The following is a 17,209-nucleotide window of genomic DNA, read 5'->3' as shown; positions in this document are numbered from 1 at the left end:
CCTCGGGGAGGCATGTGCGCAAAGCGAACCACGGGCGCTCCTGCAACAGTCTTGACCGGCGGGGAGTGGAGGGCCTCCCTCGAGGGATTCAACCAAGCAGCAGCGCGCGCGTCAGCGCTTGGAGACGAAGACGTGCGCGGCAACGTCGCGCGGTAGCTCCGCGGGAATGTCGTTCGCGTCACCGTCACCTGTCACCCGTACACCGTCGTCGCTCGCCGCGAGCGTGACCTCGCGTCCGGGTTGTATCCCAACTTGCTTGAGTTTAAGCATCACGGCGGGATCGCTTTGCACTTGTTCGCTAATTCGCCGCACGACCACGGGTATGTCCCTCGGTCCGGCCAGGGCCGACATCGAGGTCAAGACGGACACAGTCGTGTCGGCCGGCTCCTGGGCTCCCAGCTCGCCCAGCCCCGGGATGGGGTTGCCGTGCGGGCAGGTCGTCGGGTTGTGCAGCAGCGTCACCAGGCGGGCCTCGACGGACTCCGACATCACGTGCTCCCAGCGGCACGCCTCGATGTGCACCTCTTCCCACGGCAGACCGATCACCTCGGTCAGCAGGCACTCGGCGAGGCGGTGCTTGCGCATCACCCGCGTGGCGAGGGTGCGGCCCAGCTCGGTCATCGACAGGTGCCGGTCGCCCTCCACCCGGACCAGGCCGTCGCGCTCCATGCGGGCCACGGTCTGGCTCACGGTGGGGCCGCTCTGCTGAAGACGCTCGGCGATGCGGGCCCGGAGGGGGACGATGCCCTCCTCTTCGAGCTCGTAAATCGTCCGGAGATACATCTCCGTCGTGTCGATCAGGCCGTGTGCGGTCAAGGCTCCTCCCATCTGGAATGCTACGCCGGTCATGGCAGGGACTGAGCCCGTCCGCCTCGGGCACACAAGTTCAGAGGAAACCTTACTTGCGTACCTCTTCACTTGCGGACAAGGACCGGCGATGGCAAAGGACGGCAACAACGGGGCGGCCCGGTTCCTTCCCGGCCACCTCGACCTGGACTCCCTGAGGGAGGCGTCGGCGGGCTGCCAGGGATGCGACCTGTACCGGAACGCCAGTCGGACGGTCTTCGGCGAGGGGCCGGCGCGGGCCAGGTTCATGCTCGTGGGCGAGCAGCCGGGCGACCAGGAGGACCGCAAGGGCGCGCCCTTCGTGGGGCCCGCCGGGCGGATCCTGGACCGGGGGCTGGAGGAGGCGGGCATCGACCGCGACGACGTCTACGTGACGAACGCGGTCAAGCACTTCTCCTTCGTCCTGCGCGGCAAACGGCGCATCCACCAGAAGCCGACGGCCGCCGAGGTGGAGGCGTGTCAGCCGTGGCTGACGGCCGAGCTGGCGGTGGTGGAGCCGGAGGTGGTCGTGGTGCTGGGCGCCACGGCGGCCCGGTCGCTGCTGGGGGCGGCGTTCCGGGTGACGCGGCAGCGGGGCGAGCCCGTGCCGCTGGGGGACGCGCTGGCCGTCGCGACGATCCACCCGTCGGCGGTGCTGCGCGCCCCGGACCGGGACGCGGCCTACGCGGGCTTCCTGGCCGACCTCCGGGTCGCCGCGGGCACCGTCAAGGGCGCCGCCTGAGCCTCCGTACGGCCGCCCAAGCCCCCGTACGGTCGCCTAAGCCTCCGTACGGTCGCCGGAGCGGTAGTTCCTGAAGCGGGCGGCCGACAGGCCGACGGCCAGCACGGCGGCGGCGCACGCCAGCCCGCCCCCCACCCAGGCCGCGCCCAGCCCGAACGCGGCGGCCGTGGCGCCGGCCCGCAGCTCGCCCAGCCGCGGCCCGCCGGCCACGACCACGAGGAAGACCCCCTGCATGCGGCCGCGCATCTCGTCCGGCGCGTGGAGCTGGAGGATGGACTGCCGCCACACCGACGACACCACGTCGGCCGCCCCGCCCACGGCCATGAACGCCACGACGGCCCACAACTGGTGGACGAGCCCGGCGGCGGCGACGGACAGCCCCCACACGGCGATGACCGCGACCAGCCCGATCCCCTGCCTGGTGACCCGCCCGACCCAGCCGGAGAACAGCGCACCGGCGGACGAGCCGATCGCCATGGACGCGTTGAGCCAGCCGAGGGCGAGGGGGTCGCCGCCGAACCGCTCGGCCGCCACCTGCGGGAACAGGGCGCGGGGGTACGCGAGCACCATCGCGACGATGTCCACCACGAACGACATGAGCAGCACCTGGCTGCCGAGGATGAACCGCAGCCCCTCGGCGACCGCCCGCGCGCCGGGCCGCCGCACCACGCCCTGCGGCGAGAGCGACGGCAGACGCAGGGCCGCGTACAGGCCGGCGCCGAACAGGACCGCGTCGAGCGCGTAGACGGCCGGGTAGCCGGACCAGGCGAGGAGGAGGCCGCTGATCATCGGCCCGGCGATGGCCCCCAGGCTGTGGACGAGGGAGTTGAGTGCGTTGGCCGCCGGCACGAGGTCCGGGGTGAGGATGCGGGGGATGATCGCGCCCCGGGTGGGCGAGCTGATCGCGAAACCGGTGGCGCTCACCGCGACGGCGGCCAGCAGGACGTAGACGTTGCCGAGGCCGAGGAGCGCCTGGAGGAGGATGAACAGGGTGCCCGCCCACGAGATGGCCGAGCCGGCGAGCAGGAGGCGGCGCCGGTCGACCGCGTCGGCGACCGCGCCTCCCCACAGGCCGAAGGCGACCAGCGGGACGAAGTTGGCCATGCCCAGCAGGCCCACCCAGAAGGACGAGTGGGTGAGGACGTAGACCTGCTGGCCGACCGCGACGAGGGTCGCGGCGTTGCCCACGTGCGAGACGGTCTGGCCGGCCCAGATCCGCCGGTACGCGGGCACGGCCAGCGGCCGGGTGTCCAGTAAGTGACGTTTTACGAGCTCCCCGATTGCCACGTGACGCACATTAAGGGGCGAGTCTCTCCAGGACCCACCGGGTTCCGGTTCGCCGGTAGCGGAGCCGGTCGTGCATCCGGTCGAGCTGGCCCTGCCAGAACTCCACCTCCAGCGGCACGACCCGGTAGCCGCCCCAGAAGTCGGGCACCGGCGGATCGTCCGGCCAGCGCGCCGCCAGCTCCTCGTAGCGGGCGTCCAGCTCCTCCCGCGAGCGCACCACCGCGCTCTGCCGCGACGCCCACGCACCGACGCGCGAGCCGTACGGCCGGGAGCGGAAGTAGACCGCCGACTCCTCGTGCGGCAGCCGCACCACCGAGCCCTCCACGCGCACCTGGCGCCGGATGGGGTGCCACGGGAACAGCAGCGAGGCCCTGGCGTTCTCGGCCAGGTCGCGGCCCTTGCGCGACTCGTAGTTGGTGTAGAAGACGAAGCCGCTCTGGTCGTAGCCCTTGAGCAGCACGGTGCGGGCACTGGGCCGGCCGCCGGCCGAGGCCGTGGCCAGCACCATGGCGTTCGGCTCGGGCACGCCGGCCTGCAGCGCGTCCTCGAACCACACGCTGAATTGCGTGATCGGATCGGGAGAGACGTCGGATTCGAGCAGCGGCTCGCCCTCATACGTGCGGCGAAGCCCGGCCAGCGAGGGCGGGCGCGAGGTGGCATCCACGAGACGGTATTCTTGCGCGCCCGGCCGCGGACCCCATACTGAGCCCCCGACCTGGGGCGATGGCGTTTCAACGGGTCCGGAGACCGAGCATGACTCGGCAGGGGGTTAAATTGACCCGCCGGTATCTCGACATCAACAGAGCGGTGGAGCTCGGGGCGAGAGAGCGAGGCAACAATGCCGACGAGTCCCGAAGCGGCCGCAACCGTACACGCAGCATTGCCGGAACATGGCAAGAAAGGGAGGCGGCCAACAATGTCCGACTTCAAACCCGGCCTCGAAGGCGTCGTGGCCTTCGAGACCGAGATCGCGGAACCGGACAAAGAAGGGGGCGCCCTTCGATACCGCGGCGTCGACATCGAGGAGCTGGTCGGCCGTGTCCCCTTCGGGCACGTCTGGGGCCTGCTGGTCGACAACAAGTTCCAGCCGGGTCTGCCCCCGGCGGAGCCGTTCCCCATTCCTGTCCACTCCGGTGACATCCGGGTGGACGTGCAGAGCGCCCTGGCCATGCTGGCCCCGGCCTACGGCTTCAAGCCGCTGCTCGACATCTCGGACGAGGAGGCGCGCGACCAGCTCGCCCGCGCCTCGGTGATGGCCCTGTCCTTCGTGGCGCAGTCGGCGCGGGGCCTCGGCCTGCCGATGGTGCCGCAGAGCCGTGTGGACGAGGCCAAGACCATCGTCGAGCGGTTCATGGTCCGCTGGCGCGGTGAGCCCGACCCCAGGCATGTCAAGGCCATCGACGCCTATTGGACCTCGGCCGCCGAGCACGGCATGAACGCCTCGACGTTCACGGCCCGGGTGATCGCCTCGACCGGCGCCGACGTGGCCGCCGCTCTGTCCGGCGCCGTGGGGGCCATGTCCGGCCCGCTGCACGGCGGCGCCCCGGCCCGCGTGCTGCACATGATCGAGGGCGTCGAGCAGATGGGCGACGCCAAGAAGTACGTGCAGAGCGAGCTGGACAAGGGCCAGCGGCTCATGGGCTTCGGCCACCGCGTCTATCGCGCCGAGGACCCGCGTGCCCGCGTGCTCCGCCGTACCGCCAAGGAGCTCGACGCGCCGCGCTACGAGGTGGCGGCCGCGCTGGAGCAGGCGGCTCTGGAGGAGCTGCACGCCCGCAAGCCCGACCGTGTGCTGGCCACCAACGTGGAGTACTGGGCCGCCGTGGTCCTCGACTTCGCCGAGGTGCCGTCGCACATGTTCACCTCGATGTTCACCTGCGCCCGCACGGCCGGTTGGGCCGCGCACATCCTGGAGCAGAAGCGGACGGGCCGCCTGGTCCGCCCGAGCGCCAACTACATCGGCCCGGCCTCGCGTCCGCTCAGTGACGTGCCCGGGGCCGCCGAGGTCGCCGGCACCATCTGACCCGGCGCCGTTCCGGCCGGCCACGCCGCGCCTCCCGGGTGCACCTCACCTGGGCGGCGCGGCGCAGCCGGCCACCGCCGCCGTCGGCCTGCACACCCACCGGGCCCGGATCGGCTGCCCCGACTCGACGGACATGAGCCACACCTCGCGCCCCTGCGCGTCGTGGTCCCGGGCGTCGCCGGAGAAGGCCACCGACCCCGTGGCGCCGTCGAAGCGCAGGCCCCTCAGGTTGTAGTGAACGCCGTCGCGGATGTCCTCCGCGCCGCTCTGCGTCCGGTACGCGTCGACCGCGATCGCCACCGCCTGCGCCGCGTCGTAGCCGAACGAGGCGTGCGCGAACGAGAACACGAACGACGTGCCCGCCCACTGCCGCAGCGTCTTCTGCCCCTGGTTGAGCGAGGAGTCGCGCACGTCGGTCAGCGACACGAACGACAGGGTCGTGTCGTGCCCGCGCCCGTTGGAGGTGACGTCGTTGGCGATGGCGCCCGTGAGGTCGTCCGAGACGACCAGCCTGACCTTGCGCCGCTCGCACGAGGCGCCCCACGCCCGCTTGAGGCCGCTGAGGAAGTCGGCCCGGCCCGTGTAGTAGACGACCCGCGCCCCGCTCCCGCACGCCTCCTCCATCGCCGCGCCGAGCGAGGCGTCGTCGCCGAAGGAGTGCTCGGACTTCACCCCGGGATACTCGCGCAGGAACAGGTTCTTCAGGTCCTCGCTGTACAGCTCGCCCGGCTGCCGCTGCCAGACCACGGCCACGTTCGGCTTCGGCGCCAGGCCCTCGCCCAGGCCGAGCGTGGCCAGCCACTCCACCGTGGCCTTGGTCTGCAGCTCGTCGACGACCGCGAGCCGGAACAGGTAGGCCGACCGCTGCTGCCCGGCCCCGGCGATCTGGCCGACCGTGCTCACCGTGCTGACCATCGGCAGGTTGGCCCCGGTCAGCACGTTCACGGCCCGCCTGACCTCCTCGCGGCTCCAGGCGAAGCCCACGACGGCCGTCAGCGAGGGGTCGCGCCGGGCACGGCCCTCGATGTCCCTGGCCGCCAGCTCGGCGCTGAGGAAGTCCTGGCCGGTGTTGGCGAAGACGATCCTCATCTTCCAGTCGGACTTGCTCCGGTTGTAGCTGTCCTGATAGGCGCCGATGCCGGTGAGCTCGCCCGCCACCGCGGCCATCTGGCCGTCCTTGAACGCCGCGCCGGGCTGCGTGGTGAGCGGGCCGAGGTAGACCATGGTGAAGACCTTGGCGGCGAACGGGATCTGCGAGTTCTGCCGCTCGATGCGGCTCAGCACCGGCTGGACGAGGGGGTGGGGACCCATCTTCTCCAGCGCCCCGAGGCCGACGCACTGGTCGGCCACCCTGGTCAGCTCGGCGCCGCAGCCCGCGGTCGCGACGACGGCCCCGGTGAGGGGCAGCACGATCAGCGCCGCCACGGCCAGCCAGTAGGCCAGCGGGCGCACGGGCAGCAGCCTGCGCGGCTTGTCCTTGCCCGCCCGCCCGCGCGGGTCCGCCTCGATCAGCACGTACGGACTGGGCCGTACCCGGCGCACCATGTCGCGCCAGCCGTGGTGGAGCTCGACCGCGTCCGCCTCCGGGCCGCGGGGCGGCTCGGCCGGCTGCGCCGCGGGCGGCACCGTCGTCGAGACGACCACCAGCAGCGGCCCCTTCTGCCCGGCGACCGTCCTGACGTCGTTCAGCAACTCCATGAACCGGCGGCGGACCGTGCCTGGGTCGGCGCCGCCGAGCCACAGCACCGGGTACGTGTCGCGGCCCCAGCCGGGCCATGGGATGACCCGGCGCTGGTACGCCTGGCGCAGGTCCTCCAGCAGGGCGGCGACCAGCAGCCGCTCGACCTCCTCCGGCGGCGCCTCGCTGACGCGCACCGCGTACTCGATGACGCTCTCGTCCCGCCCGCGCCGTAAGTAGGGGGCCCGGCGGAACCAGCGGTAGAAGATCGGCCCGCGGATCAGCAGCAGGGCGTGGACGAGTCCGCCGACGAGCGCGACGCCGATGCCCGCCCCCCACACCAGCAGGCTGAGGCCGTCCACGAGCTGCTGCAGCCCGTACGCGGCCAGGCCGGAGGCGGGGATCCAGGTGGTCATGGCGCGGCCCACGTAGTCGGCCATGGCCCTGCGCACCCGGCCCGTGCGCGCCCGCTCCTTGCGCCACTCGATCAGCCACTGCCGGAACACCAGCCGCTTCACCACGGGGTTGGGCGGGGTGCCCGCGCCCGGGACCTCGGCGCCGCGCCGGCTCCAGGCCCACAGGGCGAAGAGGGTCAGCGGGAACCGGGGCGGCGGCAGCAGCGTGCCGCGCACCCAGGTGGACAGCATGCCCTGGGCGCCCGCCAGCCGCTCGACGATGGCCGCCACGTCCGGGAAGTCCCCGGCGTGGATATCCGCGTACGGCACCCGCCGGCCGAACCAGGCCGCGGTGCCGGCGGCCTGCCCGGCCGTCGCCGGATCCCCGGTGAACACCAGGATCGGCAGCCCGCGCTCCTTCGACAGCGGCGACGGCCTCCGCACGGCCTCGTCGATCACCTGGTACACCGGGCTGCTGGGCATGTTCGAACCGGCCTCCGGACTCGACTGCTCCCCCGAGATTCACCTGACCAGGCCGAGCGTATGTGATCGTCACGAGCGGCGACCAGCGACGCGCACATCTCACAATCCGGACCCGGGCCAAGTCATCCCGAGCGGCTCAGTAACCTGGTCGGGTGGCTGACATCGTGATTCCCGCTGACATCAAGCCCGCCGACGGCCGTTTCGGCTGCGGGCCCTCGAAGGTACGCACCGAGCAGCTGGCCGCCCTCGCCTCCGCCGGGGCGAGCGTCATGGGCACCTCCCACCGCCAGAAGCCGGTCAAGGAGCTGGTCGGCCGCGTGCGCTCCGGGCTGGCCGACCTGTTCTCGCTGCCCGAGGGTTACCAGGTCGTCCTGGGCAACGGCGGCACCACCGCGTTCTGGGACATCGCCTCCTTCGGGCTGATCCGCGACCGCTCCCAGCACCTGTCGTTCGGCGAGTTCTCCTCCAAGTTCGCCACCGTCGCCCGCAAGGCGCCGTGGCTGGGCGAGCCGTCGGTGATCAAGTCCGAGGTCGGCACCCACCCGACGCCGGTCGCCGAGGACGGCGTCGACGTCTACGCGCTCACCCACAACGAGACCTCGACCGGCGTCGCCATGCCGATCCGGCGGGTCGGCTCCGACGACTCGCTCGTGCTCGTGGACGCCACCTCCGGCGCGGGCGGCCTGCCCGTGTCGATCGAGGAGACCGACGTCTACTACTTCGCGCCGCAGAAGAGCTTCGCCTCCGACGGCGGCCTGTGGATCGCGCTGATGTCGCCGCGCGCGCTGGCCCGCGTCGAGGAGATCGCCGCCACGGACCGCTACGTGCCGGAGTTCTTCAGCCTGCCGGTCGCCATCGACAACTCCGCGAAGAACCAGACCTACAACACCCCGGCCGTGGCCACGCTGTTCCTGCTGGCCGACCAGCTCGACTGGATGAACGGCAACGGCGGCCTGGCCTGGACGACCGCCCGCACGGCCGACTCGGCGCAGCGCCTCTACTCCTGGGCCGAGAAGGCGTCGTTCGCGACGCCGTTCGCCGCGCCGGAGTTCCGCTCGCAGGTGGTCGGAACGATCGACTTCTCCGACGACGTGGACGCGGCGGCGGTGGCCAAGGTGCTGCGCGCCAACGGCATCGTCGACACCGAGCCGTACCGCAAGCTGGGCCGCAACCAGCTGCGCGTGGCGATGTTCCCGGCGATCGACCCGGCCGACGTCGAGGCGCTGACCGCGTGCATCGACTACGTGGTCGAGCGCGTCTGACCTGATCCGCGCGACGTGATCCGGCGCCGGGGAATCTCCGGCGCCGGGTCGGGTCACCGCTTGAGGCGCAGCAACCAGGCCGCCACGACGCCGCCGATCAGGCCGAACAGGTGGCCCTGCCACGAGATGCCCTGCTGGTTGGGCAGCAGCCCCCACAGGATCGAGTAGTACGCGGCGGCCACGCCGATGCCGAGGACGATGTCGAGGACGCGGCGGTCGAACAGCCCGCGGCACACGACGTACCCGAAGTAGCCGAAGACCAGCCCGCTGGCGCCCACCGTGATGATGTCCGGGCTGGTGAGCCAGGTGCCGAGGCCGCCGATGAGGATGATGAGCGCGCTGGCGGCCAGGAACCTGCCGAGGCCGCGCACCGCGGCCAGGAAGCCGAGCACGAGCAGCGGCAGCGAGTTGGCCATGAGATGGCCGAAGCCGACGTGCAGGAACGGCGCGAACAGGATGCCGACCAGCCCCTCGGGCTCCCATCCGACGATCCCGTACTGGTCGAGGCGGCCGTTCGCCAGGTAGTCGACGATCTCGACGCCCCACATCACGCCGAGGATCAGCACCATCACGACGAGGGCACTGAGCGCGCCGGTCAGCAACGTGCCCGCTCCGCGCTTGACCGACTCGTACCTCGACCCGGAATAGCCGCTCATACGTCCTCCTGCTTAGACGCCCTCTCTTTTACCGTACGCAGGTCGTGTCATGCGCGCGTGAAGAAAGAAACCCCCTCCCCGTTGGAGAGGAGGGGGCGGACGGACGGGCTACTCGCCCTTCCACTGGGGGGCGCGCTTCTCGGCGAAGGCCGCCGCGCCCTCCATGGCGTCCTTGGAGCCGAACACCGGGTTGATGATCTCGCCCTGGCGGCGGAACATCTCCTCCAGCGGCCAGTCCGCCGACTCGATGATCACCTTCTTGGTCGCCGCGAGGGCCAGCGGCGCGTTGGCCGCGATCTTGCGGGCCAGCTCCAGCGCCCCCTCCAGGGCCGCGCCGGGCTCGGTGATCCGGTTGACGAGGCCCAGCTCGTACAGGCGCGAGGCCGGGTAGTGGTCGCCGGTCAGCGCGATCTCCATGGCCACGTGGTACGGGATGCGGCGCGGCAGCCGCATGATGCCGCCCGCGCCGGCCACCAGCCCGCGTTTGGGCTCCGGCAGGCCGAACGTCGCCTCCGAGGAGGCCACGATCACGTCGCAGGACAGCGCCAGCTCGAAGCCGCCCGCCAGCGCGTACCCCTCGACCGCCGCCACCAGCGGCTTACGCGGCGGCGCCTCGGTGAGGCCGCCGAACCCGCGCCCCTCGACCACGGGGAAGTCACCGGCCAGGAAGCCCTTGAGGTCCATGCCGGCACTGAAGGTGCCGCCCGCGCCGGTCAGAACGTAGGCGGACACGTCGGGGCGGCCGTCGAGGGCGTCCAGCGCCTCGGCGATGCCCCGGGCCACCGCGCCGTTGATCGCGTTGCGCGCCTTCGGGCGGTTGATCGTGAGCACGGCGACGCCGCCGGACTCCTCGACGAGGACGTCGTCAGACACGGGACCTCACTTGGGCTGGAAGCGGATGCCGCCGTCGAAGCGGATGACCTCGGCGTTCATGTAGTCGTTCTCGATGAGCGAGCGGACCAGGTGGGCGAACTCGCCGGCCTGCCCCATGCGCTTGGGGAAGACGACGGGCGCGACGAGCTTGGCCTTGAACTCGTCGGCGTTGGGGTTGAAGCCGTAGATGGGGGTGTCGATGATGCCGGGGCAGATCGTGTTGACCCGGACGCCGATGGCGGCGAGGTCACGGGCGGCGGGGACGGTCATGCCGACGATGCCGCCCTTCGAGGCGGAGTAGGCGAGCTGGCCGGTCTGCCCCTCCAGGGCCGCGACGGACGCGGTGTTGACGACCACGCCGCGCTGGCCGTCGGCGTCCACCGGCTCCGTCCTGGCGATGGCGGCGGCGCCGATGCGCATGAGGTTGAACGTGCCGATCAGGTTGACCTCGATGACCTTGCGGTAGGAGGCCGCGCTGTGGGGGGCGCCGTCGCGGTTGACCGTGCGCTCGGCCCAGCCGATGCCCGCGCTGTTGACCACGACGCGCAGCGGCTTGCCGGTGCCGACGGCGGCGTCCACGGCGGCCTGCACCTGGTCCTCGTCCGACACGTCGGTCCGGACGAAGACGCCGCCGAGCTCGTCGGCGACGGCCTTGCCGCGCTCCTCGTTCAGGTCGGCGACGACGACGGTCGCGCCGTGCCGCGCCAGCTCACGGGCGGTGGCCTCACCGAGGCCGCTGGCGCCGCCGGAGATGATTGCTGCAGATCCGTTCACGTCCATATCGGGGACCTTAACCCGCCGACCGAATGAAGTTCTACTCGGGGTGGGTTAAATCTCACCCACGGCGCTGTCGACGTCGGAGTACACCTTGATGCGGCGGTCGAGGCCCGTCGTGCGCAGGATCCGCGCCACGGGCGCCTGGGGGGCCGCCAGCGACACCCCGCCGCCCTCCCCGGTCGCCAGCCGCCACGCCTCGATCAGCACCGACAGGCCGCTGGAGTCCATGAACGAGAGCTGCTGAAGATCGAGGACGAGCCGGGCGCTGTCCTGCTTGATGGCGTCGCGCACCTCGTCCCGGAGGAACGGAGCCGTGAAAAGGTCGAGCTCACCCTCCACGGCCACCACCACGGCGTCACCCAGGGCGTGTCGCGCAAGCCGCAGCTTCATTGGGCCCCTCCTCGATGAGCCACTGTACTTCGACTGGAGGTGCTGTGGCGCGGCTCAGGCCGGCTCGGCCGGAGCTGGAATGGCGAAGCCGTACGGGAGTTCCAGCCGGTGGGCGGCGAGCAGTTCGGCGTCCGAGAGCAGCTCGCGCGTGGGCCCGTCGGCGGCGATCACCCCGTCGGAGAGGATCAGCGAGCGTTCGCACAGCTCCAGCGCGTACGGCAGGTCGTGCGTGACCATGAGGACGGTCACGTCGAGGGAGCGCAGGATCTCGGCGAGCTCCCTGCGGGCGGCCGGGTCCAGGTTGGACGACGGCTCGTCCAGCACCAGGATCTCCGGCTCCATCGCCAGCACGGTCGCCACGGCCACCCTGCGGCGCTGGCCGAAGGACAGGTGGTGCGGCGGCCGGTCGATGGCCTCCAGCATGCCGACCCGGTCCAGCGCGCCCCTGACCGCGCGCTCCAGCGCCTCGCCGGTCAGCCCCATGTTGGCCGGGCCGAAGGCCACGTCGTCGCGGACTGTCGGCATGAACAGCTGGTCGTCGGGGTCCTGGAAGACCAGGCCGACGCGGCGACGGACGTCCTTGAGCGTGTCCTTGCGCACGGGCGTGCCGGCCACGGCGACCGTGCCGTGCCCGGGGGTCAGGATGCCGTTGAGGTGCATGACGAGCGTGGTCTTGCCCGCGCCGTTCGGGCCGAGCAGCGCCACCCGCTCGCCCCGGCCGATCGTCAGGTCCACGCCGAACAGGGCCTGCGTGCCGTCCGGGTAGGCGTAGGCCAGCCGGCTGACTTCGAGAGAGTTCACGATCACAGGGACAGTCCCAACACCGCCAGAGCCGAAACCGGCAGCAGGAGTGCGGTCCCCCACTGCGCGGCCGACGCCGAGACCTCGCCGATCATCGGCATACGGCCGGAGTAGCCGCGGCTCAGCATCGCCAGGTGCACTCTCTCACCCCGCTCGTACGAGCGGATGAACAGGGCCCCCGCCGAGCGGGCGATCACGGGGATCTGCCGGACGTCCCGGGCCTCGAAGCCGCGCGACTCGCGGGCCACCCGCATCCGCCGCATCTCGTCCAGGATCACGTCGAGGTAGCGCAGCATGAACATGGCGATCTGCACCAGCAGCGACGGCACACGCAGCCGCTGCGCCCCCAGCAGGATCACCCGGGGCTCGGTCGTGGCCGCCAGCAGGATGGAGGCGATGACGCCCAGCGTGGCCTTGGCCAGGATGTTCCACGCCGCCCACAGCCCCGGCACGCTCAGTGAGAGGCCGAGCACCGTGGTCCGCTCCCCCAGGCCGATCACGGGGATGAGGAAGGCGAACAGCACGAACGGCAGCTCGATCGCCATCCGCCGCAGCACGTGCCCCGGCGGTACCCGGGCGGCCCAGGCGACGGCCGCCAGCATCACCGCGTACAGGCCGAACGCCCAGAACCGCTCGCGCGGCGTGGCCACCACGACCACGGCGAAGGCGAAGACGGCGAGCAGCTTGCACTGCGGCGGCAGCCGGTGGACCACCGAGCCGCCCGGCAGGTAGAGCTGGTGGTGGTGCCCCGCGCCCATCCGTACTCCGCGCCTTCCCTAGATGTGGACCTTGTCCTGCCCGCGGGCCTCCTCGCCCGTGGACCGGCCGCGGGCCACGTAGGCGACGGCCCCGGCGACGATCAGCACGATGCCGACGCCGATGACCCCGGCGACGCCCACGGGGATGCCGCCCACCTCACCGTAGTCCCCCAGCGGCGACCAGCTCATCAGGTGGTCGGTCGCCTGGTCGAGGAAGCCCTTGTTCTCGGCGACCGCCTCCAGGCCGTCCGGGCTGGAGGAGGCGAAGAACGACACCACGCCCGCCAGCAGCAGCGTCAGGCCGACCCCGCCGAGCAGGAACGGTCGCGGCCGCACTCCCGAGGGCGCCGGCCGGGCCGGCTCCACCGTCGTGGCGCCGTCGGCGCCGCGCAGCACCAGCGACGTGGCCAGCCCGCGCGCCCCGTACACCAGGTCGGGGCGGACCGCGAGGACCGCGCCGACCGTGAACGCGGTGATCACGGCCTCGCCGATGCCGATGAGCACGTGGACGCCGCCCATGGCGGCGGCCACGGCCGTCACCTCGATCGGCGCCGTGCCGCCGATCCAGAACAGCAGCGTGAACACCAGCGCCGCGGCGGGCACCGAGACCAGCGCGGCGAGGAACGCGGCGGCCGTCACCCCGCCCTTGCCCCGGACGAGCTGGGTGATCAGCCGGAAGACGCCCCAGCCCACGAGCACGGTGACGATGCCCATGATGGTGATGTTGATGCCCAGCGCCGTGAGCCCGCCGTCGGCGAAGAACACGCCCTGGACGAGCAGGACCACGGCCATGCACAACACCCCTGTGTAGGGGCCGACGAGTATCGCCGCCAGCGCGCCTCCGAGCAGGTGCCCGCTGGTGCCGGCCGCGACCGGGAAGTTCAGCATCTGCACGGCGAAGACGAACGCGGCGACGAGCCCCGCCATGGGAGCGGTGCGGTCGTCCAGCTCGCGCCGGGCTCCGCGCAGGCACACCGCCACGCCGGCCGCCGCCACGGCTCCGGCGGAGACGGACACGGCCGCGTCGAAGAAGCCATCGGGTACGTGCACGGCACATCCTCCAGCTAGGGCGTCACAACATGCCCTACTTTAGGACATTCCCTTGCACCTGCACATAGGTGGCAATTACGGCAGGATTCTCTGAAGCACGGTACGTGCGGTGAGCTTCCGGACGACGGCGCTCAACCGCCCCTTGCCCGGCGTCGCGTACGGCCGCACGCTGCGGAACACGGCCCCGCCCCACAGCCGGCGCGGCGCGGCCACCGTCTCGGCGTCGATCTCGACCCGGAACCGTGCGGGCGGCCCGCCCACCACGACCTCCAGGTAGGCGTCCCAGGTGCCGGGCGTCAGCCGGCCGATCACGGGCCGGGCCGTGAACCCGCCGTCCGGCAGCGGCACCACCCGCTCGGCCCGCTCGGCGCCGGTGCGCCGCTCCCGCCAGATCAGCCGGCGCAGCGCCGACGCGGCGGGCGCCGAACCGCCGACCGTGACCTCGCCGTCCATGGCCAGCCGGTTGCCCAGCGCCCACCGGGTGCGGATGACCCGCACACAGCCCGGCACCGCCATCAGGTGCCCGCCGACGTCCACGCTGAGGTTGCCGTTGTCCTTGGTGAAGTACGGGATGACGACGGCCTCGCCGACGAGCCGGGCGGCGGGGCGGGCGACGTCCTCGTCACGGTCGGCCCCCAGCCGGCCCGTCCGGAGCACGTTCTCCAGCTCGATGGCGATCCGCGCGTCCCAGATGCCCGAGCCCAGCTCCGACACGTCCACGCGGGCCGTGAACCGGTCCCCCTCGCAGGCGGCCGGCACGACCAGCTCCCGCCCCGCGTCGTGCCGCTCGCGCAGCACCAGCGACATCGTGTACGGCAGGTGGACGCCGTCGAGCCCGGCCGTGCCCGCGACCACGAGCTGGCCGTCCTCCCAGCGCAGCGCCGTCAGCCGGCGGCGGACGGCGGCGGCCTCGATGTCGGCCAGCCGCCCCAGCCGGTCGACGTCGTCGAGGGAGGCGATGCGCTGGCGGCCCATGCGGCCGAGCCGCGCGTGGACCCCCGGCGTCAGCCACTCGTCGCACAGCGCCGCGACCTCCTGCGCGATGTCCTTGCGCCGCACCTGGCCGGACTCCAGGAACGGCACACCGAGCTGGGCCAGCACGTCGAGCTTGAAGTGCCGCAGCAGCAGGTGGTCGCGCAGCGGGCCGGGAGGGACGTGCTCCAGCATGAGCTGGACCGGCCCGCGGATCATGGCGAGCCAGCCCAGCGGATCGCGGCTGCCGGACTGCTGCATGATGCTGCTGCCGTCGGAGCGGGCGACCAGGTGGTAGCAGTCGTGCTCGGCGACCACGGAGATCACGCCCGCGTGGCAGTAGGCGTGGACGGTGAAGTAGATGTCCTCGCCCACGAGCAGGCTCTCCGCGAAGCGGATGCGGTGGCGTTCGAGCATGTCCCGGCGGAACAGCTTGAAGCACGACAGGCTGTTGTAGACCGCGCTGGCGCCCAGATCGGCGTGCTCGGCGTCGCGGGCGAACATCGAGACCGGGGCCCGGCGGCCGTGGCCGACCATCTTGCCGAGCACGATGTCGGAGCCGTTGCGGTCGGCCATGGCGACCATGCGCTCCAGCGCCTCGGGCCCGAGGTAGTCGTCGGCGTCGCAGAAGAAGACGTAGCGGCCGGTGGCGTGGTCGAGGCCGACGTTGCGCGGGCGCCCGGCCCCTCCTCCCGCGCCCTCCAGGCGCACGATCCTGACGCTGGCCCTGTGGTAGGCGGCGTAGAGGTCGAGCAGCTCCGCGCTGCCGTCGGTCGAGCCGTCGTCGACGACGACGATCTCCTTGCGCACCCGCTGAACCAGGACCGAGGTCAGGCACCGGTCCAGGTACGGCCGGCAGTCGCGGGCCGGGATGACGATGCTGACGTCCACCGTCTCCTCGTCCTTCGCCGATGTCGTGATAGCCACAGCCGCGCCCCTCGCCGCTACAGTCCGCCTCCACCTCGTTTCAGTATGTGACGAAGGCCGGTGGGCGCGTGGGGCGATCGGCCGACTTCGCCGCACGCTTTTTTCCCGTCCCCTCCCGACTCCGACAATTCTTCCCCTATTCCAGAAAAGCCCCGGCAATAGTGCTAATCGGTCACTATTTGTCAGCACCGAATTACTTTCAGGAAGGGGTTTCTCCACCGTGGGTAGAGAACTTTCCCACCGGTAGGAGTGCCGTACCCCAGGGCCTTCCGCGGTGATCCGCCGCACCCTTTCACGCGTCTACGCTTAGGCAATCTCGACCGGGGAGGTGGCGGGAGTGGCATCTGATCTCCGCAGACACGGGGAAACCGGCTCGGCGGTGCGCGCCGCGGAGCTGATCGTCTCCTCGGCGCGCCTGAGGGAGCTCTCCGAGTGCTCGGCAGTGCTCCGCAGGACACGGCTGCGGGCCGAAGAGATCATGGAGGAGACGCGCGCGCTTCTTACGGAGGCCGAGCTGCGGGGCGACCTCGATCGGATCGCCGCGCTCGCCGCCCAGCTCGACGAGGCGCGCCAGGCCTACTGCAAGGTCGTCAACGCGTACGTGACGATCTGCCGCAGGATCAGCGAGGAACGTCAGGAGATCATCCGGACCCGGATGGAGGTTGTCAGGAATCGCCTGACGGATTAACGTCAGGGCATGCCTGACTGGAAAGAGAACCTCCGCTGTTCGTTCTGCCACAAGCAGAGCGCGGACGTCGCGAAGCTCATCGCGGGCCCCGGCGTCCACATCTGCGACGAGTGCGTCGGCCTCTGCTCCGAGATCCTGGAGCAGGAGCGGCTCGCCGCCTCCACCGAGCCGCGCCTGCCCATGTGGGAGACCATGACCGAGGAGCAGATCCTCGACCATCTCCCCAAGATCGCCGCGGTGCAGGTCCAGGTCGACGACAACCTGCATGACTGGGTACGGCACCTGCGCACGCGCGACGTGAGCTGGGAGCGCATCGGGGCCTCGCTGGGCATGACCCGGCAGTCCGCGTGGGAGCGGTTCCGGGAGTGACGCCTTCCGGGTCCACCCGGGGCCGGATTTCGCTGGGACCGATATCCGCGCAGCGGTAAACCGGTGTGACCGGTGGGGCGTCCTCCTCTCAGAGGAGGCCCGCCATGAGCGTCCTTGACGGCCTCGCGGCGCCGGACCTCGCGGAGCTCCGCCTGGAGCTGCTCCTGATCGCGGCGTTGCACGACGAGGCAGAGCGACTGGCCGCCCTCCGCGTGGAGGCGGAGCGGACCGTCGCTGAATGAACGGGCTCCAG

At 71.6% G+C, this 17,209-nt stretch carries 18 protein-coding genes; 6 read left to right on the top strand and 12 right to left on the bottom strand.

All coding sequences use genetic code 11. From position 1 onward, the window contains the following. Positions 1–111 precede the first annotated feature (111 nt). Positions 112–816 carry a metal-dependent transcriptional regulator gene (locus ACIBG4_RS22425; RefSeq protein WP_310706847.1) on the bottom strand — a complete coding sequence of 235 codons (705 nt, stop codon included), beginning with the start codon at positions 814–816 and terminating at the stop codon, positions 112–114. A 121-nt stretch (positions 817–937) separates the two neighbouring features. Between ACIBG4_RS22425 and ACIBG4_RS22420 the strand changes: the two genes are divergently transcribed. Continuing rightward, entirely contained in the window at positions 938–1,567 is a 630-nt protein-coding gene (locus tag ACIBG4_RS22420; protein WP_397203424.1) for a UdgX family uracil-DNA binding protein, read from the top strand. A 36-nt stretch (positions 1,568–1,603) separates the two neighbouring features. On the opposite strand, the gene ACIBG4_RS22415 is transcribed toward ACIBG4_RS22420, so the two are convergent. Both ACIBG4_RS22415 and pdxH read right to left on the bottom strand, forming a co-directional pair. Next, entirely contained in the window at positions 1,604–2,854 is a 1,251-nt protein-coding gene (locus ACIBG4_RS22415; protein ID WP_397203423.1) for an MFS transporter, read from the bottom strand. 10 nt (positions 2,855–2,864) lie between these two features. Further along, entirely contained in the window at positions 2,865–3,518 is a 654-nt protein-coding gene (gene pdxH, locus ACIBG4_RS22410) for a pyridoxamine 5'-phosphate oxidase (RefSeq protein WP_310706850.1), read from the bottom strand. Between the two features lie 252 nt (positions 3,519–3,770). On the opposite strand from pdxH, the gene ACIBG4_RS22405 reads away from it, so the two are divergent. After that, on the top strand, positions 3,771–4,877 hold the full coding sequence (locus tag ACIBG4_RS22405; protein WP_310706851.1) for a citrate synthase 2: 1,107 nt from the start codon (positions 3,771–3,773) through the stop codon (positions 4,875–4,877). Between the two features lie 45 nt (positions 4,878–4,922). Here the strand turns inward: ACIBG4_RS22405 and ACIBG4_RS22400 are convergent, their stop codons facing one another. Beyond that, positions 4,923–7,433 (bottom strand): ABC transporter substrate-binding protein, encoded by a 2,511-nt coding sequence (locus tag ACIBG4_RS22400; RefSeq protein ID WP_397203422.1) that lies wholly within the window; start codon positions 7,431–7,433, stop codon positions 4,923–4,925. 152 nt (positions 7,434–7,585) lie between these two features. Between ACIBG4_RS22400 and serC the strand changes: the two genes are divergently transcribed. Continuing rightward, entirely contained in the window at positions 7,586–8,695 is a 1,110-nt protein-coding gene (gene serC / locus ACIBG4_RS22395) for a phosphoserine transaminase (RefSeq protein ID WP_310706853.1), read from the top strand. Positions 8,696–8,748: 53 nt separating this feature from the next. Here serC and ACIBG4_RS22390 read toward each other — a convergent pair whose 3' ends face one another. The 8 genes from ACIBG4_RS22390 to ACIBG4_RS22355 form a co-directional block, all read right to left on the bottom strand. After that, a complete protein-coding gene (locus ACIBG4_RS22390; protein ID WP_397203421.1) occupies positions 8,749–9,351 on the bottom strand; it encodes a rhomboid family intramembrane serine protease in 603 nt (200 codons plus the stop codon). Positions 9,352–9,459: 108 nt separating this feature from the next. Next, positions 9,460–10,224, bottom strand: a complete 765-nt coding sequence (locus tag ACIBG4_RS22385) for a crotonase/enoyl-CoA hydratase family protein (RefSeq protein WP_310706855.1) — start codon at positions 10,222–10,224, stop codon at positions 9,460–9,462. A gap of 6 nt (positions 10,225–10,230) precedes the next feature. Beyond that, positions 10,231–11,004 (bottom strand): SDR family NAD(P)-dependent oxidoreductase, encoded by a 774-nt coding sequence (locus tag ACIBG4_RS22380; protein WP_310706856.1) that lies wholly within the window; start codon positions 11,002–11,004, stop codon positions 10,231–10,233. A 48-nt stretch (positions 11,005–11,052) separates the two neighbouring features. Continuing rightward, the gene (locus ACIBG4_RS22375) at positions 11,053–11,391 is read right to left on the bottom strand and encodes an STAS domain-containing protein (protein ID WP_101785558.1); all 339 of its coding nucleotides are present in this window, start codon (positions 11,389–11,391) and stop codon (positions 11,053–11,055) included. 54 nt (positions 11,392–11,445) lie between these two features. Continuing rightward, positions 11,446–12,195: an ABC transporter ATP-binding protein gene (locus ACIBG4_RS22370; protein ID WP_355435392.1), complete on the bottom strand. Its 750-nt coding sequence runs from the start codon at positions 12,193–12,195 to the stop codon at positions 11,446–11,448. Further along, positions 12,195–12,950 (bottom strand): cobalt ECF transporter T component CbiQ, encoded by a 756-nt coding sequence (gene cbiQ, locus ACIBG4_RS22365; protein WP_310706857.1) that lies wholly within the window; start codon positions 12,948–12,950, stop codon positions 12,195–12,197. Before cbiQ ends, ACIBG4_RS22370 begins: the two co-directional genes overlap by 1 nt. Before the next feature lie 18 nt (positions 12,951–12,968). Further along, positions 12,969–14,000 (bottom strand): energy-coupling factor ABC transporter permease, encoded by a 1,032-nt coding sequence (locus ACIBG4_RS22360; protein ID WP_397203420.1) that lies wholly within the window; start codon positions 13,998–14,000, stop codon positions 12,969–12,971. Positions 14,001–14,075: 75 nt separating this feature from the next. Further along, complete coding sequence (locus ACIBG4_RS22355; RefSeq protein ID WP_397203419.1) at positions 14,076–15,899, bottom strand: glycosyltransferase family 2 protein; 1,824 nt, start codon at positions 15,897–15,899, stop codon at positions 14,076–14,078. 337 nt (positions 15,900–16,236) lie between these two features. Here ACIBG4_RS22355 and ACIBG4_RS22350 point away from each other — a divergent pair, with 337 nt between their 5' ends. The 3 genes from ACIBG4_RS22350 (at position 16,237) to ACIBG4_RS22340 (ending at position 17,198) form a co-directional block, all read left to right on the top strand. Beyond that, on the top strand, positions 16,237–16,587 hold the full coding sequence (locus ACIBG4_RS22350; protein ID WP_397203418.1) for a hypothetical protein: 351 nt from the start codon (positions 16,237–16,239) through the stop codon (positions 16,585–16,587). Positions 16,588–16,596: 9 nt separating this feature from the next. After that, positions 16,597–16,956, top strand: coding sequence for a ClpX C4-type zinc finger protein (locus tag ACIBG4_RS22345; RefSeq protein ID WP_397203416.1), 360 nt, complete (start codon positions 16,597–16,599; stop codon positions 16,954–16,956). A 104-nt stretch (positions 16,957–17,060) separates the two neighbouring features. Beyond that, on the top strand, positions 17,061–17,198 hold the full coding sequence (locus ACIBG4_RS22340; RefSeq protein WP_397203415.1) for a hypothetical protein: 138 nt from the start codon (positions 17,061–17,063) through the stop codon (positions 17,196–17,198). The last annotated feature ends 11 nt before the right edge of the window (positions 17,199–17,209 follow it).

The organism is Nonomuraea sp. NPDC050383, assembly GCF_044459125.1.
Lineage (GTDB): Bacteria > Actinomycetota > Actinomycetes > Streptosporangiales > Streptosporangiaceae > Nonomuraea.
The sequence above is the reverse complement of the archived record's forward strand: the minus strand, read 5'-3'. Positions and strand labels throughout refer to the sequence as shown.

What these genes read in the sequence shown, in the direction of transcription:
- ACIBG4_RS22405 (WP_310706851.1), top strand. Translation starts at nt 3,771, where the DNA reads ATGTCCGACTTCAAACCCGGCCTCGAAGGCGTCGTGGCCTTCGAGACC.
- ACIBG4_RS22420 (WP_397203424.1), top strand. Translation starts at nt 938, where the DNA reads ATGGCAAAGGACGGCAACAACGGGGCGGCCCGGTTCCTTCCCGGCCAC.
- ACIBG4_RS22375 (WP_101785558.1), bottom strand. Translation starts at nt 11,391, where the DNA reads ATGAAGCTGCGGCTTGCGCGACACGCCCTGGGTGACGCCGTGGTGGTG.
- ACIBG4_RS22340 (WP_397203415.1), top strand. Translation starts at nt 17,061, where the DNA reads ATGAGCGTCCTTGACGGCCTCGCGGCGCCGGACCTCGCGGAGCTCCGC.
- ACIBG4_RS22380 (WP_310706856.1), bottom strand. Translation starts at nt 11,004, where the DNA reads ATGGACGTGAACGGATCTGCAGCAATCATCTCCGGCGGCGCCAGCGGC.
- ACIBG4_RS22400 (WP_397203422.1), bottom strand. Translation starts at nt 7,433, where the DNA reads ATGCCCAGCAGCCCGGTGTACCAGGTGATCGACGAGGCCGTGCGGAGG.
- ACIBG4_RS22390 (WP_397203421.1), bottom strand. Translation starts at nt 9,351, where the DNA reads ATGAGCGGCTATTCCGGGTCGAGGTACGAGTCGGTCAAGCGCGGAGCG.
- cbiQ (WP_310706857.1), bottom strand. Translation starts at nt 12,950, where the DNA reads ATGGGCGCGGGGCACCACCACCAGCTCTACCTGCCGGGCGGCTCGGTG.
- ACIBG4_RS22345 (WP_397203416.1), top strand. Translation starts at nt 16,597, where the DNA reads ATGCCTGACTGGAAAGAGAACCTCCGCTGTTCGTTCTGCCACAAGCAG.